Raw genomic sequence first — 24,586 nt, forward strand, 5'->3', positions numbered from 1 at the left:
TAGGTAGTTCATTCTTAACTTTATAGGCGAAAATGACTACTTTCGCAAGAGGTCTAATAATCTTTGCTGTGGTTAACTTCTTACCTGTCGATCAACTTGGTAGTATGACTCAATCAAATGGGTTAATGGGGCAAACGACACTGGTAGGAGCAATAATTGGTGGTATAGTTGCAGTATTTTTAGCACCTTTGGCAGAGGAGTTTATTTTTAGAGGATTTTTGTTTACTAAATTTCAAGTAATGTTTTCGGTTTGGACAAGCATGATATTTTCATCGTTATTATTCGGAGCAATACACTTTTCAATTTCATCAATTACTACATTTCTTTTTGGATTGAGTATGTGTATCGTATTTTATAAAACAAAAAACCTAGCCATTCCTATTTTGCTGCATGCTTTAAATAACGCCTTTGTTAGTATTATTTCTATTTATAGTAAGCTGTTTGTCTCATCAAGTTCTGAAGAAATTAGCTTAAATGAAGTATCACAACAGTTTTACACAATAGCACTTCCTTGTTTTGTAGTTTCAATGGTGTTGGCTTATTACTTAATCAAGAAAAGATTTTTTTACAGCTAGATAAGCCATTCATTGTCAAATAAAAATTGCGACTAACCATTATCCAATGAAGTTAAACTTATAAAAGGAAAATAGGTTTTTTTTCAAAAACACTTGAGAATTAAATGGTTATGGATTTTGAATAGGTTGCCGTATGATTATTAACCATTAATTATTGTTAATTGATGGAACTGCTTTTTATGTTAATCGCGGTTTATGTTAATTCCAAGCCATACAAAATCTGGCTAGAAAGAAGATAAGGCTTGATTCGCATCTTACCAGTTAATTAATTGGGGGAAGGATGCCTGCCAAAAGAGCAAACACCCTTTATACTATAGCTATAAGCAGGATGAAGCGGTTATTTCAAGGCCTCGATGCTAGCACCAAAATTAATGTGGAATGCTGCTCCATCCATGACGAGGGCAGGTACGGACTTGACACCCGCTGATTCGGCTGCTTGCAGCCGCGCTTTGTCGTTACCAAGATGGACAATTTCAACATCGTATTTCATGGGGTCAAGTGCATTGGCTATAGTTTGCTCGGCGGCAATGCAGACGGGGCAGCCCGCATGATAAAAAATGGCGTTGGTTTTCATACTGTTCTCCTAGGTTGGTTAGTGCCACCAGACACACCTATTATGTTAGAAACAACGAAAGCTACTGCATAGCAGGCACTTTTTGGTTTCCCGCTAACCTTTTGGTGTAAATTGTAGAAAATAAAGGGGAAAAAAATGTCACCAACAACCCAATCAGCCTATTCGCAACTCGAAGATGTAGTGGGTTGCAAGTGGTCCGTCTCCGTTCTGCGTGCCATCGCCGAAGGTGTCTCGCGTCCGGGTGCTTTGGAGCGTCACGTGCAAGGCATTTCAACCAAAGTTTTGTCTGAACGGTTACGCAAACTGACCTCTTATGGTTTGTTAGCCAAGCAGGTTTATGCAGAGGTGCCGCCTAGAACAGAATATTCACTGACCGAGAATGGTCAGAAACTTGTCAGGATTATTGATCAATTAAAGCTTTTGGATGTCGAAATTAAGCGTACCGAAACTTAAGTTTATTAACGCTTTACTGCGAAAATTGCCATGAATATAAAACCTAATTGTTACGATTATCCGCGTTATTATGAATTGGCCTTTGCCTTTCGTGATCTGGCTCATGAGGTGGATGTCATTCAACAAACGATCCAGCAATTTGCCAGAGTCGATACTCATACGGTGTTGACATTGGCTTGTGGTCCGTCTCCGCACCTGCTTGAGTTGTCAGCGCGCGGTTTACAGTTTGTAGGTTTGGATATTAACCCTGCGATGCTGGCCTATTCCAAAGCAAAGGCTCAACAAGCCGGTATTGCTGCGAAGTTTTACCAGCAATCTATGACGGCCTTTCAACTTGAACAGCCGGTGGATTATATCTTGATTGCCTTGGGTGATTTGTATGTCCAATCTAACGAAGAGTTAGATTCACATCTTTCCTCTGTGGCTGCCGCTTTGCGCCCGGGTGGGTTATTTCTATTAGATTGGTGTATTCAATTTGAGCCAGCGAACATGTTCAAATCTGAAGCGGAGATGTGGGAAGTAAAGCAGGGAGATCTCCATCTTAAATGCCAAGTACGAATGCAACCCTTCGATCATCCCAATCAGTTATTTGAAGAGCAACTAGCGATTGAGGTGCAGGAGGGTGAGCAGTGCTTGTCGCTAGCGAGCCATTCGGTTAAGCGTGCAATTTATCCTCAAGAATTTCTCCAGTTAATCAAAATGATGCAGCAGTTTGAGTTTATCGGTTGGTGGAATAACTGGACACTTGATGAGCCACTGACGAGACAGACACAGACTATTTTTCGACCCATTACCTTGTTAAGAAAGCGCTGATGATGGTGAGTCGCCTGATAAGTCCTATGCAAACTGTTAAGGAGATGCACCTGATTAGGTCTAAGCGCTGATGATCTTCGTTGGCCGAGTCAGTAATCTGCTATACTCTCGACTCTGGGACTCATGTGCCCAGCATTTTTATTTGGGCCATCTAAACCTCAGGCATGAAACTAACGCTAACTCAAATCTTATTGCTCGTTTTAAGTGTCCTCGCGCTAGCATTGTTTGTACGCTTGTGGCTAGGGACAGGTAGCTATCCTGAAATCTGGGATTTAGCAGGGCAGATCGCAGAACAAAAGCAGTTAAATGAAGCGCAAGCCAAACGTAATGAGCAATTACAGGCCGATGTGCTGGATATTAGTCGGGATGATGCCGTGATTGAAGACCGTGCACGTAGTGAGCTAGGCATGATTAAGCGCGGTGAAACCTTTTATCAGGTGATTTTAAATAGCGATACTAAAACCGAGCTAGTCCAACCAACTACACCAGCCACCGGAGTTCCAAGCTATGTCGAATGAGGTCTGGTGCATTATTCCCGCTGCTGGTGTGGGTAAACGGATGCAAACGGCTATTCCAAAGCAGTATCTACGTCTACATGGCCAAACCGTTTTAGAACATACTGTGGCCTGTTTTCTTCAGCATTCGGCTATTCATGGGGTTGTGGTCGTGGTCAGCGCGGCGGATGAGTATTGGGCGGAATTAGCGCCTAAGTATCAGGGACAGAGGGTGTATCAGGCGATTGGTGGGCAAGAGCGTGCACATTCGGTGCTGAGTGGTCTTAAGTATTTGCAACAGACCTTATCGCTCGCGGAGGATACTCAGGTACTGGTGCATGATGCAGCGCGTCCTTGTTTAGCCGCTGCCGATTTAACGGCTTTACTCGCTGCTAAGGCGGAGCACGGTGCCATTTTAGCAACGCCGGTGCGTGATACGATGAAGCGCGGTTTTAAAGGTCAAACGGTGATTAGTCATACAGAGGAGCGCGCCGATTTATGGCATGCCCTCACGCCGCAGTTAGCTCCTTTAGGCTTATTAACGATGGCTATCGAGCAAGCCTTGCAAGCGGGGATCACTCTGACTGATGAGGCTTCCGCCTTGGAGTATTTAGGCTTGCACCCCTTATTAGTCGAGGGGGACGCCCGTAATATTAAAATTACGCGCCCTGCGGATTTAGCCTTGGCAGCCTTCTTTTTACAGGAGTAACTTTAATGCGGATCGGTCAGGGTTATGATGTGCATGCCTTTACTGAGGGCGATCATTTGGTATTAGGGGGGGTAAGGATTCCCTATACCCATGCCTTTGCCGCACATTCGGATGGCGATGTACTGATTCATGCGATTTGTGATGCTTTATTAGGTGCTTTGGCTTTAGGTGATATTGGCCTGCATTTTCCCGATACTTCGGCGGCTTATGCCAAGATTGATTCGCGTATCTTATTAAGAAAAGTCCGGCAGTTGATTAAGGATCAGGGTTACCAAATCGCTAATCTGGATAGTATTATTGTCGCCCAAGCTCCGAAAATGGCTGCATATATGAGTGCTATGCGTGCTAATTTAGCCGCTGATTTAGATTGCGAACTCAGCCAAATCAGCGTTAAAGCAACCACCACTGAGCGTCTTGGCTTTGAAGGCCGCAAAGAAGGGATTGCGGCGCATGCGGTGGTATTGCTTGTATCAATACACCGTTCAATTTAGTCAGGTAATGGTTGATCATATGTGAGCTGTTTTGGAATTTTGTTTAAATTCCAATTTTGAATAGCCCAACTCCAACATGCATTCACTGATGTATAGTCTGTCGCAGGCAAGGGGGCTTGCCCAAGCAGGCCTAAGGCTTTGCATAGGGTAGCGACTAACTGTTTAGCTGCTGTTGGCAAGGTAGGTGCTAAAGTTTGTTTACTAAGCTTTTGGCCTAATTGATTGATTGCAATCGGGATATGTGCATAGCTCGGCATAGGATAGCCTAAGAGCTGCTGTAAATAGAGTTGGCGGGGGGTATTATCCAGCAAATCCGAACCGCGTACAATTTCGGTTATGCCTTGTTCGGCATCATCAACCACTACGGCTAATTGATAAGCAAAGATTCGATCTGCACGGCGAATTACAAAGTCACCTAATTCCTGAGCCAAATTTTGGCAATACCTGCCTTGGATTTGATCATGAAAGCAGATGGCTTGGTTAGGTGTTTTAATGCGAATTGCAGCGGGTTGCGTTAAATCTTGTGGTTTAAAACGGCAAGTGCCGGGATAAATAAAGCCAAAATTGCCAGATTGAGCAGAGGTTTGTAATTGTTTACGTGAGCAATAGCAGGGATAAGTTTCAGGTGTTAGCCTAGCTAAGGCTGCAGCATAAAAAGTCTGTCGTTGACTTTGATAAACAATCGACTGATCCCACTCAAAGCCATATAAAGCTAGCGTGCGGATGATAGTTGCAGTAGCCCCCGCTTGTTCCCGGGTTGGGTCTAAGTCTTCAATTCGCAACAGCCATTGACCTTGTTGGCTGCGTGCTTGCAAATAACTTGCAGTCGCAGCCAACAAAGAGCCAAAGTGTAAGCGGCCTGTGGGCGAAGGTGCAAAACGCCCGATGTAAGTCACACGCTTAGGAAGCTAATTGTTTTTCTTTGATTTCTTGCGTGGTTTTGCAATCAATGCATAACTCCGCTGTTGGGCGTACCTCTAAACGCTGCAAACCGATTTCCACACCACAGGCATCACAATAACCATAATCTTCTTCATCCACCCGTGAGATCGTTTTTTCAATCTTACGAATCAACTTGCGTTCACGATCACGGGCGCGTAACTCTAAAGCAAATTCTTCTTCTTGGGTGGCACGATCAGCAGGATCTGAGAAGTTGCTCGCTTCTTCTTTCATGTGATCGACCGTGCGATCAACTTCTTCCATTAATTCTTTTTTCCACGCGACCAGAATATTACGAAAATGCTGCAATTGCTTTTCGTTCATATATTCTTCGCCAGCTTCAGGGATATAGGGATTAATGCCATCAACTGGTAACGCAGCTTTCCTTGCTATATAGGTTACATTTTCAGTTGCCATTATTTTTCTCCAACAGCTTGATTTTATTGAAAATCAAAGGGTTAAATCTAGGGTCGGTTTCAAGAACCCTACCTCGTTTCTTCGGCATAACTTAAGGGCGCGCGATTATAGCCCAAGCAAAACCTTTTCGCATTTTTTATTAATAGATAAGGGTAAAATTGCATAAATTTTAATAGTAAGCTTCCTATCCTAAACAGTGATTTCATAGAAAACGTAATTGAAAGCGCACAGCATCTTTGCCCGGGTCTTCAATGTTCAGCGAAAGTTCTTTAGGGGTTTTCGCTGGCATCAACTCACCTTGTTGTTCTTTGCTGAGGTATTCTTCAGGCGTAAAGCGCCGCAACGCGACCACTTCCGAGCGCTGATTTAGAAAACTCACCTCCAACAAAGGGTAGGGTTGTGGATTCGTGGCATTGTTTTGAATTGAGGTATTAATAATCAGTACATTCGGTGTGTTTGGATGTGTATAAACGGTATGGCTCAGCAATTTGATTTGATCTAAATGCCGCACATTGTCTAGCTCACAAGCTAACCACGAACAAACCGTTTGGGTGAGTTCACGGGTACTTGGATACTCTAAGAGCTTAGTACGATAACTGTAAAACAGCTGAATTAATAATAATAAACACAGTGCAAATAAGCTTAAGTATAAAAACTTCCGTGACTTAGAGGTGCGTTTATTGGAAGAGATATGCTTCCCGGTTTTATGCGGATTGGTGCTGGAGCTACCTTCGGCTAAACTGCCTAGGGGTAAATTATGGATGCGCGCTTCGCCGAGCAAATCACGGCCATTACCACTGCCTAAACGTTCGTCAGGCAGGGTGGTACTTAAAGCTTTCATTGCATCGAAAATCGTATCGCATTCACCACAGCGCAATAAGCCCTGAGCAGCAGTAAGCTCTTTCATAGTGACACGAAAAACAGCACGGCAATGACTACACTGGGTATACATTTAGTTCATGTGATGAGGTTAGACATAGCATTCTTATTGTAGCCCTATTTTTTAAAGGCAGCTTAATGATTTGATGCACAAAATAGTAGCGTTAATCCTAAGGCAGAACCCCGCTTTTAACATTATTGAACTGATGAGCGGGGTGAAAAAAAGTAAGAGTGGCTTAGAGCTAGGCTTTTGCTTGACCTTCTAAGCGTAGCCACTCCTCTTTTGCTGTTATTTGCGTATTTTCTAAGGCAAATTCGTAAGCAGCCGCCACGGTTGCGCCTTGATCAGCCAAAATACCTGAAAGCGCGAGCCGACCTTGCGGTTTTAGATAGCTTAATAGAGTAGGGGCTAAGGTGACTAAGGGGCCTGATAAAATATTCGCGATCACCACATCATAGCGTTGTGCGGGTAAGTCTTCTGGCAGGCAAGTGATAATCTTGTCTGCAGTTAACTGGTTACGCCGTGCATTTTCCACAGTGGCTTCTAAGGCTTGCGGATCAAGATCGGTGGCCACCACGACGGCTGCACCGAGTTTAGCCGCCGCAATCGCAAGAATGCCGCTGCCACAACCATAATCCAGTACCTGCTTGCCTACTAAGTCTTCACCATCCAGCCACTCTAAGCAAAGAGCAGTGGTAGGGTGATTACCAGTGCCAAAAGCCAAACCCGGATCGAGTAAAATTTTTACAGCCTCAGTGGCTGTTGCGGGGACTTCACGCCAGCTCGGATAAACCCATAGGCGTTGGCCGAATAGCATGGGATGGAAATTATCCATCCATTCTCTCACCCAAGGTCGATCCTCTAGCTGCTCCAGTTTGAACTCAGCAATACTCCAGCTATGACGATGTAGCTCTAAATGCAGGAGTAGGGCGGTGAGATCCTCTTCAGCAGGGTAAAGTCCAGTGATCACGAGCAGATCCCATAAGGGCGTTTCACCCGGTAAAGGCTCAAGAATCGGCTGGTCAACTGCATCTTCAAAGGTAACAGAGGCCGCTCCCGCCTCTTCTAAGGCCGCACTAATCGCTTCTTGATGCTCAACCGTGGTATGACAAATTAACTGCTGCCAAGTCATTGCAAGCCCAACTTTTTCTCTAAATAGTGAATATCTGTGCCACCTTGACGGAAAGCGGGGTCAGTCATAATGCGGCGTTGTAGTGGCACATTGGTTTTAATGCCTTCTACGATCATTTCGGTGAGTGCGCCATTCATGCGGTTTAATGCCGTTAAGCGATCTTCGCCATGCACGATTAATTTGCCGATCATAGAGTCGTAATAAGGTGGCACGGTGTAGTCAGCATAAATATGCGAATCCACCCTGACTCCTAAGCCACCCGGAGCATGATAGCGCGTGATTTTGCCCGGAGAGGGGGCGAAGGTGTCTGGATCTTCCGCGTTAATACGGCATTCAATCGCATGGCCGTGGGGGCGAATATCTTCTTGCTTAATTTGCAAGGTTTCGCCCGCTGCGATCAATAATTGTTGTTTAACTAAATCAACGCCGGTAATCAGTTCAGTCACAGGGTGTTCGACTTGTAAGCGGGTATTCATTTCGATGAAATAAAACTCACCATTTTCATACAAAAATTCAAAAGTACCTGCACCCCGATAATTGATCTTCCGACAAGCGTCCGCTACCACTTTGCCAATTCGCGCTCGCTGCTCTTCGGTAATACCAGGGGCGGGGGCTTCTTCGACTACTTTTTGGTGGCGACGTTGCATCGAGCAATCGCGTTCACAAAGATGAATGGCATTGCCGTATTGATCAGCTAACACTTGAAATTCAATATGACGTGGATGGATCAAATACTTTTCCATATAAACCACATCATTGCCAAACGCCGCTTTAGCTTCTGAGCGGGTCATTTCTATCGAACGGAATAAGTCTTCTTCCTGATGGACGACGCGCATCCCACGTCCACCGCCACCGCCGGTCGCTTTGATAATCAGGGGATAGCCAATGCGGTTAGCCATTGCTAAGCATTCATCTTTATCATCAGGCACAGGGCCATCCGAACCGGGAACACACGGCACTTTAGCGGCTTTCATGGCATCTTTGGCAGAAATTTTGTCACCCATTAGGCGAATCGTTTCAGCACGTGGACCAATGAAAATGAAACCACTGGATTCAACCCGCTCGGCAAAATCAGCGTTTTCAGAGAGGAAACCATAGCCGGGGTGAATAGCATCTGCCCCAGTGACTTCGGCAGCACTAATAATGGCTGGAATATTTAAGTAGCTGTCAATTGAACGCGGTGGGCCAATACAGACCGATTCGTCAGCGAGGCGAACATGTTTCAGGTCACGATCAGCGGTCGAGTGCACCGCAACAGTTTTAATGCCCAACTCACGGCAGGCGCGCAGAATACGTAAGGCGATTTCGCCACGATTAGCGATGAGGACTTTTTTTAACATGAAAGCCTCCTGATCAGTCAATGATCATTAAGGGCTGGCCAAACTCAACAGGCTGCTCGTTTTCAACCAAAATTGCTTTGATGACGCCGCTCTTATCGGCTTGAATTTGATTGAGCATTTTCATCGCTTCGATAATACATAGGGTATCGCCGACTTTAACGGTTTGACCCACTTCGACAAAGGATTTAGCACCCGGTGAAGAGGAACGATAGAAAGTACCGACCATCGGTGATTCTAGCACATGCCCTGTGGGTGCAGCGGGTTTGTCACTCGCCACGGGCGCACTGACGGGCGCTGTAGTCATGGGCGCTTGCGGCATCATTGGCGGAGGGGCGTAATACTGCTGCAAGGGCATAGCCGGGGTTGCTGTCGTTGAAACCCGACTAATTCGCACAGAATCCTCGCCTTCTTTAATCTCAATTTCAGCGACATCGCTGTCTTCAAGCAGGTCGATCAGTTTTTTGATTTTGCGAACATCCATCATGGAGCTATTCCTATAAGTCTTGCTATTATTTGGTGTTGTTAGCATGCCGATGTTCTCAGAAAAATCAGGATTAAGCGGTATGCTTGAGTTTAAGACCCGCACACCACAATGACTCATTTAGAGCATTAATTTGCCCTTTTTCTCGGCATATCCCAACAGAATGGGCGCGAGTTTACACCGTTTATCCATTGTATGCAGCAGAAAGCTTGGGCTAACGGCCTTTAAACAGCGAACCTAAGATGCCGCGCACGATTTGCTTCCCAAGATTAGAGCTAATCGAACGGGCGGCGCTTTTTACAATAGTTTCCCCTAAGGTCTGACGATTACTCGGGCGCGGTGTATTTGCAGCCTCATAACGGCGGGCTGCTTTTTCAAATTCTTTAGCTTGACTAGCAGAGGCAAGTTCAGCCGCCTGTTTTTCAGCCCGTGCTTGCAAAATTTCATGTGCCGATTCGCGGTCAATCATCTTGTCATAACGACCTGCAAAAGGGCTTTGGCGAATTAAATTTGCCCGCTCCTCAGCCGTGGCTGGTCCGATCCTTGATTGAGGTGGACGAATCAAGGTGCGCTGTACGATGCTCGGAATTCCTTTTTCTTCTAACACCGAGACTAAAGCTTCTCCGACTCCTAGCTCCATAATCACTTCAGCCGTGTCTAACTCAGGATTAGCGCGGAAAGTATCAGCCGCCGCTTTGACAGCTTTTTGATCACGCGGAGTGAAAGCCCGTAGCGCGTGTTGAATCCGATTGCCTAATTGCCCGAGGATACTGTCTGGAATATCCAGCGGATTTTGCGTAATAAAATAAACCCCGACACCTTTAGAGCGAATCAGACGCACTACTTGCTCAACTTTATCGACTAAAGCCTTTGGGGCATCGTTAAACAGTAAATGCGCCTCATCAAAAAAGAACACTAAGCGTGGCTTATCCAAGTCACCGACCTCAGGCAAATTTTCAAATAGCTCGGATAATAGCCATAAGAGAAAAGTGGCATACAAGCGTGGAGTCATCATGAGCTTGTCGGCCATCAGAATATTGATATTGCCATAGCCATAGCCATTGGGGGCGGTACGAATAAAATCCCACAGATCTAACGCTGGTTCGCCAAAGAAGCTTTCTGCCCCTTGCTGCTCGAGCACGAGTAAGCGACGTTGAATCGCACCGATTGAAGCAGCACTGACATTACCATAAGCATTTTGGAAATCTTGGGCGTTTTCACCCATGTGTTTTAGAATCGAGCGTAGATCCTTGAAATCTAGCAATAACATGCCTTCGTCATCCGCGAACTTAAAGGCGATATTGAGTAAACCCTCTTGGGTATCATTGAGTTCGAGCAAGCGTGATAACAGTAAAGGGCCAATATCCGAGACCGTGGCACGAATTGGATGCCCTTGTTGACCGGATAAATCCCATAAAATGCTGGGGTAAGCTTCAAATTTAAACTGCTCGATGCCAATGCTGGCAACCCGCTCTTCAACTTTAGGGTGGGCTGTGCCTGCTTGGCTAATGCCGGTTAAGTCGCCTTTAATATCCGCCATAAAGACAGGCACACCTGCCCGCGAAAAACCTTCCGCTAAGGCTTGTAAAGACACGGTTTTACCCGTGCCGGTTGCGCCTGCTATTAGCCCATGTCGATTCGCAAAGCGCAAATTTAGCTTAACCTGTTGATTGCCACCTTTGCCAATGAGAATCCCAGCTTGTTCACTCATGACTGCTCCTATTGTATTTTTCATATTTGGCGTATTCAGGAGCAGTCTAACGAAAATGCCTAGGGACTGCTATGCCAGACCCAATTTTCGTAAGGTTTCTAGGGTGATAGCACCCACAAACAGTTGGTGTTCAACTTGGAAAGCATGCAGGGCCTGCAGCGTATGGGTATCTAAGCTACCCGAGAGCTTTAGGTTTTGCCCATGTTGCAGTAGCGCCTTTTGAATTTGAGTGATTTGCTCTGTGTTTAAGGTATTTGGACAGACGACAGGCAGGGTGAGGATTTGCTCATCACGGCGTTTGCATTGAACCATCAGCGTTTCATAACGGGCAGGTACTAAGCTTGAAATGATTTTCCAGGGTTTGCTCACTCGATACCGTTTAATGACGGTATAACGAGCAGGCAATATGTCACCGCTTCCTTTGCCCGCTTTGATTAGTTTTTTACGTTTTATGGTGATTGTTTTGGCGGGGATATTTCGTTGCCTAATTTGTGCAGGCTCTTGAATAGTTTCGGTAGTTAGTTGGGTAAAGGTGGCGGGTATTTTTTCAAGGCAGGTTTTAGCAGCAGTCGCTAAGCAACCTGATTGCCAACTTTGATGTTCGGGCTTCACTAAGACTTCTCGGACGGAGGTCTTGTATCGGGCGGGGCTTGCATAGAGTTCTGAGCGCGCCCGTTCTACTTCGATCCGATCTTCAAGAATTTCATATTCAGCGGCTTCAGTTTCCTGTGCATACCGAGCCGGCTCTACTTGAATCTTGCTTTCATGCCAGGTCATTTCGGCTGGAACATTGGTATAGTTGGCCGAGCCATCATAAACCAATACTTTGAGCGGTTCTTCACGAAAAACCGCAGGACGTAGCAATTCAGCAGAGCAGTGGGTTGGCAGCCTAGGGCGAGTTGGTATGGTGAGGTCTAGCTTCGATCGGGCTGAAGGGGCGTGAGTTAAGTTAATAAGCTCTCCTTGACTAGCACAGCCAGTCAATAAAGAGGTGATCATAAGTCCTAATATAAGTATTTTAGTGTTTTGCATTGTTCTAGAGCGTATCAAGGGTTTGATTTATCAATACGATTTTAGCCAAAAAGCTATAGAGCTTGCTTTAAACCCTTGCTCGAGTCGAGAAACTTTTATATTTTTGTAGCAGGTGTGTATTTTTCAGTCAAATGAACGATTTCACCTGTTAATTTATCGACTTTTTCTATCAAACCATGTCCGGGTTGCCAAATAGTTTTGCCACCTTTTTCTAAGATAGGTACGGTCTCAATGGTGATGGACGGGCGCAGTACATCTAACACAGTGGGGATCAATTCTGGTGAAACCGGTGAGGACACCTGTTTTTCAGGTGGTGTGTGATAAAGGGAGTCTAGTGAATCTAATTCCTTTAACTCGGCTTGGGCAGTTAGCCTAGGTCGAGTGTCATGGATAGACAAAATGGGTAGCGACAGATAGCGCGAAATGGGGCGCACGCTGGAGGCATTATGTAGCTCTACATAATACTCGGTTGGAAACGCGGTCGCATTTTGTAGCACTAAGCCACGATGGAAGCTTTGTAAGTTTGAGTAAGCCATAGCAACAAGCAAGCAAGAAAATGTCTGGTTAGTATTCTTGACTGTGCGCAGTTTTGCTGGCCTAGGCTTGATGGGGATAGAGAATTATACGACGAAAGGTTAGGCTTGAAGAGGCTAGTAAAAGCTGGAGTGTGCTTATATCATGCAGGTCTTTATGCATCAGTGCAGGAAGCTTGGCATGAGTCAATATTGGAGTCCTTTAGTACAGCAGTTAGAGCCTTATGTGCCGGGTGAGCAACCTAAGGATCAGCGCTATATTAAGCTTAATACCAACGAATGCCCTTATCCGCCTTCACCTAAAGTATTAGCCGCGATTCAGCAAGAGCTAGCGGATACTTTGCGGCTGTATCCTGATCCGAATGCTGATTTATTTAAAGACGCGATTGCAGCTTATTATGGCTTAGAGTCTAAGCAAGTTTTTGTGGGGAATGGCTCTGATGAGGTGTTAGCGCATGTTTTCCACGCCTTATTTAAGCCTGATCAACCTTTATTATTTCCCGATATTTCTTATAGCTTTTATCCAGTCTATGCGAATCTTTATCGCTTGTCGGTCAAGCAAATTCCGTTGGCGACGGATTTTAGCTTAGATCTAACGGCTTATACTCCAGCGAATGGCGGGATCATCTTCCCAAATCCGAATGCTCCGACGGGCTCTGCGCTTGAATTAGCGGCGATTGAGCAATTATTACAGCTTAACTCGTCTTCGGTGGTGGTGGTCGATGAGGCTTATGTTGATTTTGGTGCGGCCACCGCGATTCCATTGATTCATCAATACCCAAATCTATTGGTGGTACAAACTCTCTCGAAATCGCGTTCATTAGCGGGTTTGCGGGCAGGTTTTGCAGTCGGGCATCCGGCTTTAATTGAAGCTTTGGAGCGGGTGAAAAATTCGTTTAACTCTTATCCTTTGGATCGGTTAGCCATCGTTGGTGCTGCTGCTGCTATGCAAGATCAGGCTTATTTTGCCGAGATTTGTCAAAAAATTATCAAAACCCGAACTCGAGTCGTTACCCAACTGCAGGCTTTAGGTTTTCAAGTTTTACCTTCAGCGGCGAATTTTGTTTTTGCTCGCCCGCCGCTTGGGAATGCCGAGGCCATTTATTTAGCGCTCAAAGCACAAGGGGTATTGGTAAGGCATTTTAATAAGCCACGGATTCAGGCATATTTACGCATTACCATCGGGACAGAGGCCGAAATGGATGTTTTATTGGCGAAGCTTAGCGCTTTAGTGGCCGTATAATATGGTCGACCGTGATGAGCTTGAAGGCTACTTAAATACTTTACTCAATGTGAGTCAGTTTAAAGATTACGCTCCGAATGGCTTGCAAGTAGAGGGGCGGCGGTCGATTCGTCAATTAGTGACTGGGGTAACGGCTTGCCAAGCCTTATTAGACGCAGCCATTGAGCAGGGTGCAGATGCGATCTTAGTCCATCATGGTTATTTTTGGCGAGGGGATAGCCCTGTGGTGCGTGGCATGCATCGCCGCCGGTTAGCGACACTACTGAACCATGAAGTGAGTTTGTTTGCCTATCATCTGCCGTTAGATGCACATCCCGAGTTAGGGAATAATGCGCAATTGGCTAAACGCTTGGGGCTGAAGATCGAAGGCTGGTTAAACGGGCAAGGTGTGGGGAATATCGGTACACTACCCACAGCCCTTAGCTTGTCGGCTTTTGGTGAGCATGTCGAGCAAGTACTCAAACGTAAACCCTTATTAGTGGCAGGCGGTGAACATAAGATTCAGCGGATTGCTTGGTGTACCGGTGGTGCTCAAGCTTATTTATCTGACGCACTCGCTTTGGGGGTAGATGCTTATTTGAGTGGCGAAATTTCAGAGCAGACCACCCACAGTGCACGCGAAAATAATTTACACTATATTGCTGCAGGGCATCATGCGACGGAGCGTTACGGTGTTCAAGTGCTAGGTGAGCATTTAGCAGCACAATGGGGGCTAGAGTGTCGCTTTATCGAGATTGATAATCCTGCTTAATGTCAGGTTATTTCGATATTTTTTGTGCTATCATCGCCACCGGATTTGTCGCCCTTGAGGTGCTTAGTGTTGATCTTCTTCGGTTTGCAAAAGAAGTCGGCTTGATTTCAGTCTGGAAGTCAGACATCCTATGGCGTTTTTTAGCATTTGCTAATATTGCAATGCAGTAGTCCAGTAGCAATTAAGGATTTTGCTTCTTGTAGCACAAGCAAAACGGCAAGAAGTATTGAGGTTTTGATAATTTGGGAGTGAGCTAACGATGGCAAATTCTGGAGTCGATAAGAATCGCCGTCGTTTCCTGATTGCAACTACGTCAGTCGTAGGAGCAGCAGGGACGGCAGCGCTTGCATATCCTTTCCTAGGGTCGATGTCTCCCAGTGCACGTGCTTTGGCTGCGGGTGCGCCGGTGGAAGTGGATGTAAGCAAAAGTGAACCCGGTCAGATGTTACGGGTGGTCTGGCGGGGTAAGCCAGTCTGGGTGGTCAATCGTACTGAGGAAATGCTCGCTGCATTACCTAGTTTAGACTCTAAACTGAAAGATCCTAATTCTCAGGTGGTGACTCAACAACCTGAATACGCTAAAAATGCTTATCGCTCCCGTGAGGCTAAGTATCTAGTATTAGTCGGGATCTGTACGCATTTAGGTTGTTCACCGACTTTCCGCCCTGAAGTAGCACCCGCTGATTTAGGCGCTGATTGGAAAGGGGGCTGGTATTGCCCTTGTCATGGTTCACGTTTTGATTTGGCTGGACGTGTTTTTAAAAACGTTCCTGCCGGTACAAATCTTGAGGTGCCTCCTTACTACTTCAAGAGTGAAAGTACGATTTTAGTCGGTGAAGATGGAGGTGCTGCATAATGGCTGAGCGTCCTGCACATAATTATACCGGTTTCTTAGGGTGGGTCGAAGATCGTTTCCCCTTGATGGAAACTTGGAATAAGCATTTAGCGCAATACTATGCGCCGAAGAATTTTAACTTTTGGTATTATTTCGGTTCGTTAGCGATGTTAGTGCTGGCGATCCAAATTTTTTCTGGTTTATTCCTCGCTTTTCACTACAAGCCGGATGCCGATTTAGCGTTTGCCTCGGTTGAGTACATTATGCGTGATGTACCGAGTGGCTGGTTTATTCGTTATATGCACTCTACCGGTGCTTCAGCTTTCTTTTTGGTCGTTTATCTGCACATGTTCCGAGCCATGATTTATGGTTCTTATAAAGGTAAGCGCGAATTGCTTTGGCTGATTGGGATGCTGATTTATGTCGCCTTGATGGCAACGGCTTTTATGGGTTATCTCTTACCTTGGGGGCAAATGTCTTACTGGGGTGCTCAAGTTATTGTCAATCTGTTCAATACAGTCCCTTATATCGGTAATGATTTATCCGTTTGGTTACGGGGTGATTATGTTTTAGGGGATGCGGCTTTGAATCGTTTCTTCGCCTTACATTTCTTTGTCCCAGTCATTGTGTTACCTGCTTTGGTGTTTGTGCATATTGTTGCTCTGCATGCCGTGGGTTCTAATAATCCTGATGGTGTTGAAATTAAGCAAGGTCCAAAAGGTAATCGTTGGTCTCCTGATGCGCCTGCGGATGGTATTCCTTTCCACCCTTATTACACGGTGAAAGATATTTTAGGGGTGGCAGTGTTCTTATTGATTTTCTTCTCCATTCTGTTCTTTATGCCAGAAATGGGGGGGTATTTTATTGAACAGCCTAACTTTGAACCAGCCAACCCCTTAAAGACCCCGTTGCATATTGCGCCAGTGTGGTATTTCACACCGTTTTATACCGTCTTACGTGCGGTGCCTGATCCTTGGTATGGTACAGTGGCTATGTTTGCCGCCATTATTATGTTGTTCCTTTTACCGTGGCTCGACAAAAATCCCGTTAAATCATGGCGTTATCGCAATCAAGCGCACAAGATTAACCTCTTGTCATTCGCAGTGGTGTTTTTAGTCTTAGGTTGGATGGGTGTTGAGGCCGTGACCACTGTTTATAAAGAGCTCGGTACTCGGATGACACAAATCTACTTCTTATTCTTTGTGGTTTTATGGCTGCATAGTTACCCAGCAAAAGTAAACTATACCAAGTGGTTTGGTATTTTGTTGGCAGTGGTTGTACTTTACGATTTAGTTTTCCGCCTTAATTTGGAAGATAGTGAAGCAACTTGGCAGATGGTTCTGCAATTTATTTGGCCGGTGATTTACTTAGCTGCAACCTTGTTGTTGCCAGCCTTTAAACCTAGCTTCAATCAGGAAAAGCCAGTTCCTGATCGTGTGACTGGGTAAGGAGTTAATACATGAAAAAGTTTATTACCCGTTTATTACTTGTTTTAAGTATTGCCCTGCCAGTTGCTAGTATTGCTTCTGAGGAAGTGAGCTTAGAAAAGGCTAATATTGACTTGCGTAATCAGCAAAGCTTGCAACGGGGTGCGAAGTATTTCGTCAACTATTGCATGGGTTGCCACTCCTTGAGTATGAGCCGTTATAATCGCGTGGCGACTGATCTCGGTTTAACACCTGAGCAGGTGCAAAAAAATCTGATTTTTACCCGTACTGATGGTGAGTTATCAAAAGTAGGTGAACTCATGAAAAATGGGATGACGCCTAAATACGGTAACGAAGCCTTTGGTAACGCGCCACCGGATCTATCTTTAGAGGGTCGTTTACGCGGAGCTGATTGGATTTATAGCTTCTTGAAAGCCTTTTATAAAGATCCAACACGGCCTTTGGGTGTCAATAATACGGTCTTTGCCAATGTAGGTATGCCGCATGTCTTGTGGGAGCTACAAGGAATGCAAGAGCTACAGCATGCTGAGGCCGCTGAAGGTGAACATGCTGCTGCGAACGCACATGCTGAACCTAAGTTGGTATTAGCGACTCCGGGTAAAATTTCACTCGCAGAATATGACCGTGTGGTGTTAGATATTACTAATTTCTTGGTTTATGTCAGCGAGCCGGGTAAGCTGCACCGTCAAGCGGTGGGTATTTGGGTAGTCTTGTTCCTACTTGTCTTCATTGTAGTCGCCTACTTCTTGAAGAAAGAATACTGGAAGGATGTTCATTAATTACCGACTGGTATAACATAAATTGGCTACTCTGGCTTATCAACTAGAGTAGCCTTTTCATTTTGGACTACAGGAGCTTTTCAAGCTATGGCATCGATTTCTAGCCGCCGTTCTGTTATGACTTTATTTTCTGCTGCGGATTGTGCTGACAGTCATCGTGTGCGCATCGTCTTAGCAGAGAAAGATATCACCGTCGATGTGCTAAATATTAATCCCGATGATAAGCCAGAGGAGCTTGCCGAGCTTAATCCCTATAACACAACGCCTACTTTAATCGACCGTGATTTAGTGCTGTATGATGCGCGCATTATTATGGAGTATTTAGATGAGCGCTTTCCTCATCCACCCTTAATGCCCGTTGATCCGGTGACACGCGCCCATTCTCGCTTGGCTTTATTTCGGATTGAGAAAGACTGGTTCTCTTTAGTCGAAGATATTGAGCGTGGTGATGAAAAATCTGCCGCAGAAGCGCGGCGAATTTTGCGCGAAAGTGTTTTGTCGGCTGCCGAAGTGTTTGCTATCAAGCCTTATTTTTTAAGCGATGAATACACTTTAGTGGATTGCACGATTGCTCCGGTTTTATGGCGCTTGCCTAAATATGGGATTGATGTGCCTGCTAAACAGGGCAGACCTATCCTAAAATATATGGAGCGCGTATTCTCGCGTGATGGTTTTCAACAATCTTTAAGTAAGGTTGAAAAGGCTATTAGACCATGACTCCAAAACGCCCCTATTTACTTCGTGCTTTTTATGAGTGGATTGTTGACAACAATATGACGCCCTATATCACTGTGGATGCGACGGCCGAAGAGGTGTCTGTGCCGCGTCAGCATGTGAAAGATGGGCGCATTGTTTTAAATATCAGTCCGACTGCAGTACGTGATTTTGTCATGGACAATGATGCAGTGAGTTTTAGTGCACGTTTTAGTGGGGCGGCGTTTTATGTCTATTGTCCTATTTATTCTGTGTTAGCAGTTTATTCACGTGAGACGCAAGAAGGGGCCTCTTTCCCGCCGGATGAATATGCTCAAGTTAAACCGACTGTGGCTAAAGGGCCGAGCCTAGCGGCGGTGTCTACGCGAGCAGAAGAGACAGAGGAAGCTGATCTTGATAGTACTGAGGATCTGCCACCCGATGAACCTCCGCCTCCGAAAACGAATAAGCCTGCTTCAAAATCACGTCCTGCTTTACGTGTCGTTAAATAATTAGCTGGAATATGATCTCACTGATCGCTGCCATGACTCGTGTTGAGCATGTAATCGGTGACCAAGGCAAGATGCCTTGGCATTTACCGGCTGATTTGGCTTGGTTCAAGCAAAATACTTTGAATAAGCCGATTATTATGGGGCGAAAAACTTGGCAGTCTTTAGGGCGAGCCTTACCGGGGCGGCGGAATATAGTGGTCTCAAGCGATACGAGTCTTAAACTAGCGCAGGTTGAATGTGTTCAGCACCCTCAAGCTGCCTTGGATTTAGTCGCCGATAGCCCAGAAGTCATGATTATTGGTGGTGCGCAGTTATATACCTATTTTCTGCCTCAAGCACAGCGTATGTACTTAAGTTTCATTGATGCTAAGCTCAAGGGTGATACGGTATTTCCAGCCTATCGAGCACAAGACTGGTGCTTGGTTCATGAACAAAACTTTTTAGCAGATGCTAAAAATCCCTATAATTATTCGTTCACTCTCTACGAGCGCTTATGAGTAGCTTATTGATTGTTAATGCACAGTTGGTTAATGAAGGACGAATAGTTGAAGCGGATGTTTATATTAATGAGGGGCGAATTGAGGCCATCGGTGCATTAACAGGACAAGCGGCGAGTCAAGTCTTAGATGCGAAGGGGCGCTATCTTTTACCGGGGATGATTGATGATCAAGTTCATTTTCGTGAACCCGGTTTGACGAACAAGGGTGATTTGATTACTGAGACTCGTGCTGCTGTGGCGGGGGGAATTACCAGTTTTTTGGATATGCCAAATACCGAGCCACCTACCTTGTCTAATGAGTTATTAAAAGAAAAACACCAACTAGCTGTAGGTCGGTCTTTAGCGAATTATGGTTTCTATCTGGGGGCATCGAGCGAGAATATTGAGCTGATTAAATCCCTTGATGTGCAATTGGCTTGTGGAGTGAATGTTTTTGTTGGTTCTTCTTGTGCTAGTAAATTAGTCGATGACCCCGATGTACTGCGGGAAATTTTAACCAGTTCCCCCGTGTTAGTGGCTGCCCATTGCGAAGATATGCCATTGATCGCTGAGAATGAGGAGAGTTATCGGAGTATCTACGGTGATGCTGTGCCGTTTGAGCTGCATGGTGTGATTCGTAGTGATGAGGCTTGTTATCTAGCAGCAGCACGTCTGCTTGAAGTGGCGCATGATTGTAAGGCGCGGGTACATATTCTGCATATTTCTTCAGCTAAAGAATTAGAGTTATTCTCAGCAGCGAGTATGGCTGAAAAGCTGATTACTGCGGAAGTTTGCCCCCATTATTTGCATTTTTCTGATGAGGATTATGCTAGTCAACAGGGCTTATTAAAGTGTAATCCAGCGATTAAAACGATTGAGGATCGTGCGGCCTTGATTCAAGGTTTATTGGAGGGGCATTTAGATATTATCGGTAGTGCTCATGCCCCGCATCTATTCACTGAAAAGCAAGGTTCGAATTATTTTAAAACACCAGCAGGGATGCCAATGGTGCAAGATGCCCTGCTATCTCTATTAGAAAACTATCAAGATGGCATTTTTAGTCTAGAGTTCATCGTTGAAAAAACTAGCCATGCCGTCGCTCAGCTATTTAGTATCCAAGAGCGTGGCTTTATTCGTGAGGGTTATTGGGCTGATTTGGTTTTAGTGGATTTAGAGCAGCCCCATGTGGCGAGTCAGGCGCAGGCCTTCGCTAAATGTGCATGGACTCCTTATGACGGCTACCCATTTCGTTCGAGTATTGCCGCCACCCTCGTGAATGGTGAGTTAGTTTGGCATGAAGGGCGGCTTCTGGAACGCTCACCGAGAGGGCAAGCTCTCCAGTTCATCCGCTAAGGTCTAGGCTAAGCTAGCTCACGAACCACCCGAAACCCTAAATTTGTGTCTAATTCATCAAGATAGCGTTTCTTCCGTGCGGCACTTCTGGCTAAAACCGCAGGATCGAACCACGAGCCACCTTTGGTCACATACCAATAAGGATTGCCGTGGTGGCTCGGGCTACCATCGCGATACGCCCCTAAATGCGATGGAGTCCAATGCGTACTGGTAAATTCCCACACATTGCCATGCACTTCATACAAGCCCCATTGATTAGGTTCGCGTAGCCCGACCTCACTGGCACTGACCGAAGGAATACAGCGAGGTAAATACCAGCGCTTTTTCTCAGCAGCTTCTTGATAGGGAAAAATGGGATTAAAATTAACTTCTTTGCAGCTAACGGTACTGCCATAACAAAACGGCGTCGTCGTACCTGCTCGTGCCGCATATTCCCATTCGGGTTCGGTAGGCAGTCGATAGCGGTATCCCGTTTGTTCACTCAGCCAGTTTAAATACAATTTTATATCACTCATCCGTATATTGATCACCGGATAGCGTCCTTGATGCCAAATCAATTCAGGACGTTTTTGCCACTCGGTGGCCGTCCGAAACAGTTCAAACTCTTCAGCCATGATGGGCAGTTGACCGATGGCAAAGTCATAGTCTAAACGAATCATATGTTGTGGATATTCTTCGCGGCGATGACCAAATTCAGTCTGCGTAGATCCCATTTCAAATTGACCCGCTGGGATCACTGCTAATTTAGGGCCGTTTAGGCCAGACTTTAGCTGATCCTGAAAAAAAGTCGTCAAGCCATACTGGCCAGCGGTTTGATTTTGTAGCGTCTTTAATTGCTGCGTATCCAATGCCTGAACAAAGGGTAGGCTGGAGGTAACTAGGTCTAGGGCTTCCATAGGTAGGTCATTAACAATGATTAATCGAGATCAACCCAATCTACCACTCATTTTCTCCTGCTAGCAACCTCGTTTGTAAATATATGGTCTACACTTCTAATGTATGGGTGATAAGGGTGGGCTTAAATATGGACATTTATCCAGATAATCAAGACAACACACAACAATCCTCGTATCTCGAAACGGCTAGGCGCTTATTAGATGGTCTGATTTTGTATCGCTTAGAGCTAGGTGAGGCCGGACGACACTTGGAGTTGTTGTTAAGGTATAGTGGGGTTGCTGCGAGTACTGACTTGCCTTGTTCAAAAAGCGTTCATTAATTGCTTTTCATAATTAATTGTAATAGATTATATCAAAATTATCTATTCCCTGAGTTTAGGGTAAGATTTATAGTGTTGTTTGACTAACGAGCTTTCTCGTAAGGTTATAAAAAAAATAAATGAAGCGTAAACCCCGACGCTCGCAAGCTGGCTTTAACTTGCTTGAAGTATTGATTGCTACCTTAGTCTTGTCACTAGGCTTGTTAGGCTTAGCTGGCTTGCAAGTCGGTAGTCTTAAAGCGACCCAAAATGCATCTTTAAAGCAGGGTGCTACCTTGGTTTTATATGACTTACTCGAGCGGATGCGCAGTAATCGACAGGCGGTTTTGGCGGGTAATTATGTGCAAACGACGCACTGTGCTGCCTCACCACCGGCTGCTTGTAGTACGACTTGTTCACCTGCTGAGCAAGCGAGTCATGATCTGTATCAGGCACTTTGCCTGAATAATTCTCAGCGCTTACCTGCCGGGCAATTAGTGATTACTTGCCCGACTGGAGGGGATTGTGGCTTAGGCTTACATTTCTTACTCACTTGGGAGGAGCGTTTAGAGCAGCGAGGTATCCAAGCATCGCCTGCTAGTTCGACCACGGGGCAAGCTACTGCAGAAAAAGAACAGGATGCCATCAGTTTAGAAATGGATGCTGTGATTTAAGTATGATGATAAAAATAACAAATTCTTTCCGGCAACAAGGTTTCTCTCTCATTGAGCTGATGATCGCTCTCATGTTGGGTGTATTCCTTCTCGCCAGTCTGGCCACCGTGTATCTCAGTAGCAAGGAAACCTATGCCCTGCGTGATCAAATCTCAGAAATGGATGAAAATGCACGTATTGCCATCAAAGCCTTGCGGACTCATATTGAAAGCGCAGGTTATACATCGGAGGTCGGTGGGGTTCAATTAGAAAACTACTTATTACCGACGGGCTTCGTTGCGCAAGCAGTGACTTGTCCGAATGGAAATACTAATGTAATCAATCCCAGTAAAATAGCCAGCTCGGCGGATGGCACTACGCTTGGCTCAGCCACTTTAACGACTAATCAGATCATGGCGCGAGCCGATAGTATTGGCCTCTCTTTCCTTGCTGATGATCAGAGCTTTAAAGATTGTACCGGTTCTTCTTGGAAAAATCGTTGTACCGTTGATCCTGATGCGAGTCTCAGTGATTGGGCGAGTCAAAGTGCTCAGGCACAGACCACGCGGCGGGTCTATAGCTCTTTTAAAATTCAAAAAAATGCTAGCCGTAATAATAGTGTGGGCGAGGGCATTCCAGAGTTGATTTGTGGTGGCTCACTCAATTCTTTAGCCCAACCTTGGGCGCAGGGAATAGAAAATATACAAATCCGTTATGGTGTAGATGTTTTGCCAAACCCTGTACCGATTGGCCAGAAAAAACAATGGCAAGTTGATCAGTATTGGAGTGCCACAGAAGTCACTGCGAATAATGCTTGGGATCAGGTCGCTTTAGTCCAGCTGGCTTTATTAGTCAGGACGATAGATCCAGTGTTTAAGCAGGCAGAAACTGAAACCTATCAATTATTTGATCAGCAAATTCAAACCGCAGACCGCTATAAGCGTTCTGTTTATACGACCACGATTTATTTAAGAAATATTACTCGCTGATATGAGAATGAAAACTTATTTGAGACTTACTCGTCGTCGCTCACAGCAAGGATCTACCTTACTTTGGGGCTTGTCTATCCTGTTAGTAATGTCTGTCATTGGGGTGACAGCTGCACGGATGGGGGTGACTGATACGCGCATTGTGGGGAATGAAACGTACAGCATGATCGCTTATCAAGGGGCCGAATCCCAGCTCAACTTAGTCCGTCCCCCCTTAGAAATGTTGGCCCCGGCTAATTCACTGGCCTTCATAAAATTGACGATGGAGCAAGCTACCAAAACCTTTGTTGTACCACAAACAAATACGGAGGTCTTGTTTCATACTGATAAGCTGAACACTAGTTTAAAAGTACAACATGATGGGTTTTTGGAGCAGTGTCCCCCTTTAGAAACGTCGATGAGTGTTGAGATGAATGGTGATAGATACCGTTGCTCTTTATTCATTATTGATGCAGACAGTCGCTTTCAAAGCACTGGCGCACGTAGTTTGCACAAAATGGGGATAGTCCATTTTATGCCTTCGTCATAAATTAATTTAATAAAAAAAATATTTACTGTATGATCAAGTTAGCCGAATAATAATTAAAACTTAAGGTTAAATATGCTCAGTCATCGACCACAAAGCGGTTTTACTCTAATTGAAATGATGATTGTCGTGGCAATCATGGGGATTATTGCTGCATTTGCCTATCCTAGTTATGTAGAGCAAGTAAGAAAAAGTAAGCGCTCTGATGCAAAAGTTGCCTTACAACAAATTGCTCAACGCCAAGAATCCCATTTTGTTAAAAATTATAGCTATGCGACTAGCTTAACCGCTTTAGGCTACGCCGCAGATACGATTCCTAGTCCAGAAAACGAATACGACATTACGATTAGTGCAGCGACCGCAACCAGTTACATTTTAAAAGCGACCCCCGCGAGCACTTCTGGACAAGCCAAGGATAGTCAATGTGCTAGTTTCACCTTGGATCAGATGGGTCGACGAGTCGCCAAAAATAGCTCGGATGTGGTCATGACCGATCAATGTTGGCGTTAACCCGCGTTTAGAAAAAAATAATAAGAGTGCTGCAGGCATGCGAAAAA

31 protein-coding genes are annotated in these 24,586 nt (G+C 45.3%); 20 read left to right on the forward strand and 11 right to left on the reverse strand.

From position 1 onward, the window contains the following. Positions 1–32 precede the first annotated feature (32 nt). Positions 33–575 carry a CPBP family intramembrane glutamic endopeptidase gene (locus tag B5D50_RS16665; protein ID WP_078923792.1) on the forward strand — a complete coding sequence of 181 codons (543 nt, stop codon included), beginning with the start codon at positions 33–35 and terminating at the stop codon, positions 573–575. 337 nt (positions 576–912) lie between these two features. Here the strand turns inward: B5D50_RS16665 and B5D50_RS16670 are convergent, their stop codons facing one another. Continuing rightward, positions 913–1,149, reverse strand: a complete 237-nt coding sequence (locus tag B5D50_RS16670; protein WP_078923793.1) for a thioredoxin family protein — start codon at positions 1,147–1,149, stop codon at positions 913–915. A gap of 135 nt (positions 1,150–1,284) precedes the next feature. Here B5D50_RS16670 and B5D50_RS16675 point away from each other — a divergent pair, with 135 nt between their 5' ends. From B5D50_RS16675 to ispF, 5 genes are all read left to right on the forward strand, one after another. Then, a complete protein-coding gene (locus B5D50_RS16675) occupies positions 1,285–1,602 on the forward strand; it encodes a winged helix-turn-helix transcriptional regulator (protein WP_078923794.1) in 318 nt (105 codons plus the stop codon). Between the two features lie 30 nt (positions 1,603–1,632). Continuing rightward, positions 1,633–2,415 (forward strand): class I SAM-dependent methyltransferase, encoded by a 783-nt coding sequence (locus B5D50_RS16680; RefSeq protein WP_078923795.1) that lies wholly within the window; start codon positions 1,633–1,635, stop codon positions 2,413–2,415. 164 nt (positions 2,416–2,579) lie between these two features. Further along, the gene (locus tag B5D50_RS16685) at positions 2,580–2,933 is read left to right on the forward strand and encodes a septum formation initiator family protein (RefSeq protein ID WP_078923796.1); all 354 of its coding nucleotides are present in this window, start codon (positions 2,580–2,582) and stop codon (positions 2,931–2,933) included. After that, positions 2,923–3,618 (forward strand): 2-C-methyl-D-erythritol 4-phosphate cytidylyltransferase, encoded by a 696-nt coding sequence (gene ispD / locus B5D50_RS16690; RefSeq protein WP_078923797.1) that lies wholly within the window; start codon positions 2,923–2,925, stop codon positions 3,616–3,618. Before B5D50_RS16685 ends, ispD begins: the two co-directional genes overlap by 11 nt. 5 nt (positions 3,619–3,623) lie before the next feature. Next, the gene (gene ispF / locus B5D50_RS16695) at positions 3,624–4,109 is read left to right on the forward strand and encodes a 2-C-methyl-D-erythritol 2,4-cyclodiphosphate synthase (RefSeq protein ID WP_078923798.1); all 486 of its coding nucleotides are present in this window, start codon (positions 3,624–3,626) and stop codon (positions 4,107–4,109) included. Here ispF and gluQRS read toward each other — a convergent pair. The 9 genes from gluQRS to B5D50_RS16740 form a co-directional block, all read right to left on the reverse strand. Beyond that, positions 4,106–5,005, reverse strand: coding sequence for a tRNA glutamyl-Q(34) synthetase GluQRS (gluQRS, locus tag B5D50_RS16700; protein WP_078923799.1), 900 nt, complete (start codon positions 5,003–5,005; stop codon positions 4,106–4,108). The genes ispF and gluQRS overlap by 4 nt on opposite strands. A 4-nt stretch (positions 5,006–5,009) precedes the next feature. Next, positions 5,010–5,465: an RNA polymerase-binding protein DksA gene (dksA, locus tag B5D50_RS16705; protein WP_078923800.1), complete on the reverse strand. Its 456-nt coding sequence runs from the start codon at positions 5,463–5,465 to the stop codon at positions 5,010–5,012. 202 nt (positions 5,466–5,667) lie between these two features. Further along, entirely contained in the window at positions 5,668–6,417 is a 750-nt protein-coding gene (locus B5D50_RS16710) for a zinc-ribbon and DUF3426 domain-containing protein (protein WP_078923801.1), read from the reverse strand. A 169-nt stretch (positions 6,418–6,586) separates the two neighbouring features. Next, on the reverse strand, positions 6,587–7,477 hold the full coding sequence (prmA, locus tag B5D50_RS16715; protein WP_078923802.1) for a 50S ribosomal protein L11 methyltransferase: 891 nt from the start codon (positions 7,475–7,477) through the stop codon (positions 6,587–6,589). Beyond that, positions 7,474–8,817, reverse strand: a complete 1,344-nt coding sequence (accC, locus tag B5D50_RS16720) for an acetyl-CoA carboxylase biotin carboxylase subunit (protein ID WP_078923803.1) — start codon at positions 8,815–8,817, stop codon at positions 7,474–7,476. The genes prmA and accC overlap by 4 nt, the downstream gene beginning before the upstream one ends. 13 nt (positions 8,818–8,830) lie before the next feature. After that, the gene (gene accB / locus B5D50_RS16725) at positions 8,831–9,301 is read right to left on the reverse strand and encodes an acetyl-CoA carboxylase biotin carboxyl carrier protein (protein ID WP_407701259.1); all 471 of its coding nucleotides are present in this window, start codon (positions 9,299–9,301) and stop codon (positions 8,831–8,833) included. A 211-nt stretch (positions 9,302–9,512) separates the two neighbouring features. After that, positions 9,513–11,009, reverse strand: coding sequence for a helicase HerA-like C-terminal domain-containing protein (locus B5D50_RS16730; protein WP_078923804.1), 1,497 nt, complete (start codon positions 11,007–11,009; stop codon positions 9,513–9,515). A 69-nt stretch (positions 11,010–11,078) separates the two neighbouring features. Beyond that, positions 11,079–12,008: a hypothetical protein gene (locus B5D50_RS16735; RefSeq protein ID WP_078923805.1), complete on the reverse strand. Its 930-nt coding sequence runs from the start codon at positions 12,006–12,008 to the stop codon at positions 11,079–11,081. Positions 12,009–12,136: 128 nt separating this feature from the next. After that, on the reverse strand, positions 12,137–12,577 hold the full coding sequence (locus B5D50_RS16740) for a hypothetical protein (RefSeq protein ID WP_078923806.1): 441 nt from the start codon (positions 12,575–12,577) through the stop codon (positions 12,137–12,139). Positions 12,578–12,755: 178 nt separating this feature from the next. Here B5D50_RS16740 and hisC point away from each other — a divergent pair, with 178 nt between their 5' ends. From hisC to B5D50_RS16785, 9 genes are all read left to right on the forward strand, one after another. Beyond that, on the forward strand, positions 12,756–13,817 hold the full coding sequence (hisC, locus tag B5D50_RS16745; RefSeq protein ID WP_078923807.1) for a histidinol-phosphate transaminase: 1,062 nt from the start codon (positions 12,756–12,758) through the stop codon (positions 13,815–13,817). A 1-nt stretch (position 13,818) separates the two neighbouring features. Continuing rightward, positions 13,819–14,568, forward strand: coding sequence for a Nif3-like dinuclear metal center hexameric protein (locus B5D50_RS16750; RefSeq protein WP_078923808.1), 750 nt, complete (start codon positions 13,819–13,821; stop codon positions 14,566–14,568). Between the two features lie 259 nt (positions 14,569–14,827). Then, complete coding sequence (gene petA / locus B5D50_RS16755) at positions 14,828–15,424, forward strand: ubiquinol-cytochrome c reductase iron-sulfur subunit (protein WP_078923809.1); 597 nt, start codon at positions 14,828–14,830, stop codon at positions 15,422–15,424. Next, the gene (locus B5D50_RS16760) at positions 15,424–16,851 is read left to right on the forward strand and encodes a cytochrome b (protein WP_078923810.1); all 1,428 of its coding nucleotides are present in this window, start codon (positions 15,424–15,426) and stop codon (positions 16,849–16,851) included. The genes petA and B5D50_RS16760 overlap by 1 nt, the downstream gene beginning before the upstream one ends. 11 nt (positions 16,852–16,862) lie before the next feature. Further along, positions 16,863–17,630, forward strand: a complete 768-nt coding sequence (locus tag B5D50_RS16765; protein ID WP_078923811.1) for a cytochrome c1 — start codon at positions 16,863–16,865, stop codon at positions 17,628–17,630. An 87-nt stretch (positions 17,631–17,717) separates the two neighbouring features. Continuing rightward, positions 17,718–18,347 carry a glutathione S-transferase N-terminal domain-containing protein gene (locus B5D50_RS16770; protein ID WP_078923812.1) on the forward strand — a complete coding sequence of 210 codons (630 nt, stop codon included), beginning with the start codon at positions 17,718–17,720 and terminating at the stop codon, positions 18,345–18,347. Beyond that, positions 18,344–18,835: a ClpXP protease specificity-enhancing factor gene (locus tag B5D50_RS16775; protein ID WP_078923813.1), complete on the forward strand. Its 492-nt coding sequence runs from the start codon at positions 18,344–18,346 to the stop codon at positions 18,833–18,835. The genes B5D50_RS16770 and B5D50_RS16775 overlap by 4 nt, the downstream gene beginning before the upstream one ends. Before the next feature lie 11 nt (positions 18,836–18,846). Then, the gene (gene folA, locus B5D50_RS16780; RefSeq protein ID WP_078923814.1) at positions 18,847–19,332 is read left to right on the forward strand and encodes a type 3 dihydrofolate reductase; all 486 of its coding nucleotides are present in this window, start codon (positions 18,847–18,849) and stop codon (positions 19,330–19,332) included. Further along, positions 19,329–20,666 (forward strand): dihydroorotase, encoded by a 1,338-nt coding sequence (locus B5D50_RS16785; protein WP_078923815.1) that lies wholly within the window; start codon positions 19,329–19,331, stop codon positions 20,664–20,666. Before folA ends, B5D50_RS16785 begins: the two co-directional genes overlap by 4 nt. 8 nt (positions 20,667–20,674) lie before the next feature. On the opposite strand, the gene B5D50_RS16790 is transcribed toward B5D50_RS16785, so the two are convergent. Further along, on the reverse strand, positions 20,675–21,562 hold the full coding sequence (locus B5D50_RS16790; protein WP_078923816.1) for a formylglycine-generating enzyme family protein: 888 nt from the start codon (positions 21,560–21,562) through the stop codon (positions 20,675–20,677). A gap of 128 nt (positions 21,563–21,690) precedes the next feature. Between B5D50_RS16790 and B5D50_RS16795 the strand changes: the two genes are divergently transcribed. The 5 genes from B5D50_RS16795 (at position 21,691) to B5D50_RS16815 (ending at position 24,539) form a co-directional block, all read left to right on the forward strand. After that, positions 21,691–21,882: a hypothetical protein gene (locus B5D50_RS16795; protein ID WP_078923817.1), complete on the forward strand. Its 192-nt coding sequence runs from the start codon at positions 21,691–21,693 to the stop codon at positions 21,880–21,882. A 119-nt stretch (positions 21,883–22,001) separates the two neighbouring features. After that, complete coding sequence (gene pilV / locus B5D50_RS16800) at positions 22,002–22,535, forward strand: type IV pilus modification protein PilV (RefSeq protein WP_078923818.1); 534 nt, start codon at positions 22,002–22,004, stop codon at positions 22,533–22,535. A gap of 2 nt (positions 22,536–22,537) precedes the next feature. Beyond that, positions 22,538–23,503 (forward strand): PilW family protein, encoded by a 966-nt coding sequence (locus B5D50_RS16805; protein ID WP_078923860.1) that lies wholly within the window; start codon positions 22,538–22,540, stop codon positions 23,501–23,503. Positions 23,504–23,510: 7 nt separating this feature from the next. Further along, a complete protein-coding gene (locus B5D50_RS16810; RefSeq protein ID WP_159448664.1) occupies positions 23,511–24,032 on the forward strand; it encodes a pilus assembly PilX family protein in 522 nt (173 codons plus the stop codon). A 72-nt stretch (positions 24,033–24,104) separates the two neighbouring features. Beyond that, positions 24,105–24,539: a type IV pilin protein gene (locus tag B5D50_RS16815; protein ID WP_078923820.1), complete on the forward strand. Its 435-nt coding sequence runs from the start codon at positions 24,105–24,107 to the stop codon at positions 24,537–24,539. Positions 24,540–24,586: the final 47 nt, after the last annotated feature.

The organism is Thiothrix eikelboomii, from assembly GCF_900167255.1.
GTDB lineage: Bacteria > Pseudomonadota > Gammaproteobacteria > Thiotrichales > Thiotrichaceae > Thiolinea > Thiolinea eikelboomii.

Excerpts from the sequence above, each read along its gene's own strand:
- hisC (WP_078923807.1), top strand. The coding sequence starts at position 12,756 with ATGAGTCAATATTGGAGTCCTTTAGTACAGCAGTTAGAGCCTTATGTG.
- B5D50_RS16790 (WP_078923816.1), bottom strand. The coding sequence starts at position 21,562 with ATGGAAGCCCTAGACCTAGTTACCTCCAGCCTACCCTTTGTTCAGGCA.
- ispF (WP_078923798.1), top strand. The coding sequence starts at position 3,624 with ATGCGGATCGGTCAGGGTTATGATGTGCATGCCTTTACTGAGGGCGAT.
- B5D50_RS16810 (WP_159448664.1), top strand. The coding sequence starts at position 23,511 with ATGAAAACTTATTTGAGACTTACTCGTCGTCGCTCACAGCAAGGATCT.
- B5D50_RS16665 (WP_078923792.1), top strand. The coding sequence starts at position 33 with ATGACTACTTTCGCAAGAGGTCTAATAATCTTTGCTGTGGTTAACTTC.
- petA (WP_078923809.1), top strand. The coding sequence starts at position 14,828 with ATGGCAAATTCTGGAGTCGATAAGAATCGCCGTCGTTTCCTGATTGCA.
- B5D50_RS16795 (WP_078923817.1), top strand. The coding sequence starts at position 21,691 with ATGGACATTTATCCAGATAATCAAGACAACACACAACAATCCTCGTAT.
- B5D50_RS16765 (WP_078923811.1), top strand. The coding sequence starts at position 16,863 with ATGAAAAAGTTTATTACCCGTTTATTACTTGTTTTAAGTATTGCCCTG.
- ispD (WP_078923797.1), top strand. The coding sequence starts at position 2,923 with ATGTCGAATGAGGTCTGGTGCATTATTCCCGCTGCTGGTGTGGGTAAA.
- prmA (WP_078923802.1), bottom strand. The coding sequence starts at position 7,477 with ATGACTTGGCAGCAGTTAATTTGTCATACCACGGTTGAGCATCAAGAA.
- B5D50_RS16740 (WP_078923806.1), bottom strand. The coding sequence starts at position 12,577 with ATGGCTTACTCAAACTTACAAAGCTTCCATCGTGGCTTAGTGCTACAA.
- B5D50_RS16770 (WP_078923812.1), top strand. The coding sequence starts at position 17,718 with ATGGCATCGATTTCTAGCCGCCGTTCTGTTATGACTTTATTTTCTGCT.
- dksA (WP_078923800.1), bottom strand. The coding sequence starts at position 5,465 with ATGGCAACTGAAAATGTAACCTATATAGCAAGGAAAGCTGCGTTACCA.
- B5D50_RS16760 (WP_078923810.1), top strand. The coding sequence starts at position 15,424 with ATGGCTGAGCGTCCTGCACATAATTATACCGGTTTCTTAGGGTGGGTC.
- B5D50_RS16815 (WP_078923820.1), top strand. The coding sequence starts at position 24,105 with ATGCTCAGTCATCGACCACAAAGCGGTTTTACTCTAATTGAAATGATG.
- accB (WP_407701259.1), bottom strand. The coding sequence starts at position 9,301 with ATGATGGATGTTCGCAAAATCAAAAAACTGATCGACCTGCTTGAAGAC.
- accC (WP_078923803.1), bottom strand. The coding sequence starts at position 8,817 with ATGTTAAAAAAAGTCCTCATCGCTAATCGTGGCGAAATCGCCTTACGT.
- B5D50_RS16685 (WP_078923796.1), top strand. The coding sequence starts at position 2,580 with ATGAAACTAACGCTAACTCAAATCTTATTGCTCGTTTTAAGTGTCCTC.
- B5D50_RS16680 (WP_078923795.1), top strand. The coding sequence starts at position 1,633 with ATGAATATAAAACCTAATTGTTACGATTATCCGCGTTATTATGAATTG.
- B5D50_RS16735 (WP_078923805.1), bottom strand. The coding sequence starts at position 12,008 with ATGATCACCTCTTTATTGACTGGCTGTGCTAGTCAAGGAGAGCTTATT.
- B5D50_RS16805 (WP_078923860.1), top strand. The coding sequence starts at position 22,538 with ATGATGATAAAAATAACAAATTCTTTCCGGCAACAAGGTTTCTCTCTC.
- B5D50_RS16775 (WP_078923813.1), top strand. The coding sequence starts at position 18,344 with ATGACTCCAAAACGCCCCTATTTACTTCGTGCTTTTTATGAGTGGATT.
- folA (WP_078923814.1), top strand. The coding sequence starts at position 18,847 with ATGATCTCACTGATCGCTGCCATGACTCGTGTTGAGCATGTAATCGGT.
- B5D50_RS16675 (WP_078923794.1), top strand. The coding sequence starts at position 1,285 with ATGTCACCAACAACCCAATCAGCCTATTCGCAACTCGAAGATGTAGTG.
- B5D50_RS16730 (WP_078923804.1), bottom strand. The coding sequence starts at position 11,009 with ATGAGTGAACAAGCTGGGATTCTCATTGGCAAAGGTGGCAATCAACAG.
- B5D50_RS16750 (WP_078923808.1), top strand. The coding sequence starts at position 13,819 with ATGGTCGACCGTGATGAGCTTGAAGGCTACTTAAATACTTTACTCAAT.
- B5D50_RS16710 (WP_078923801.1), bottom strand. The coding sequence starts at position 6,417 with ATGTATACCCAGTGTAGTCATTGCCGTGCTGTTTTTCGTGTCACTATG.
- B5D50_RS16785 (WP_078923815.1), top strand. The coding sequence starts at position 19,329 with ATGAGTAGCTTATTGATTGTTAATGCACAGTTGGTTAATGAAGGACGA.
- B5D50_RS16670 (WP_078923793.1), bottom strand. The coding sequence starts at position 1,149 with ATGAAAACCAACGCCATTTTTTATCATGCGGGCTGCCCCGTCTGCATT.
- pilV (WP_078923818.1), top strand. The coding sequence starts at position 22,002 with ATGAAGCGTAAACCCCGACGCTCGCAAGCTGGCTTTAACTTGCTTGAA.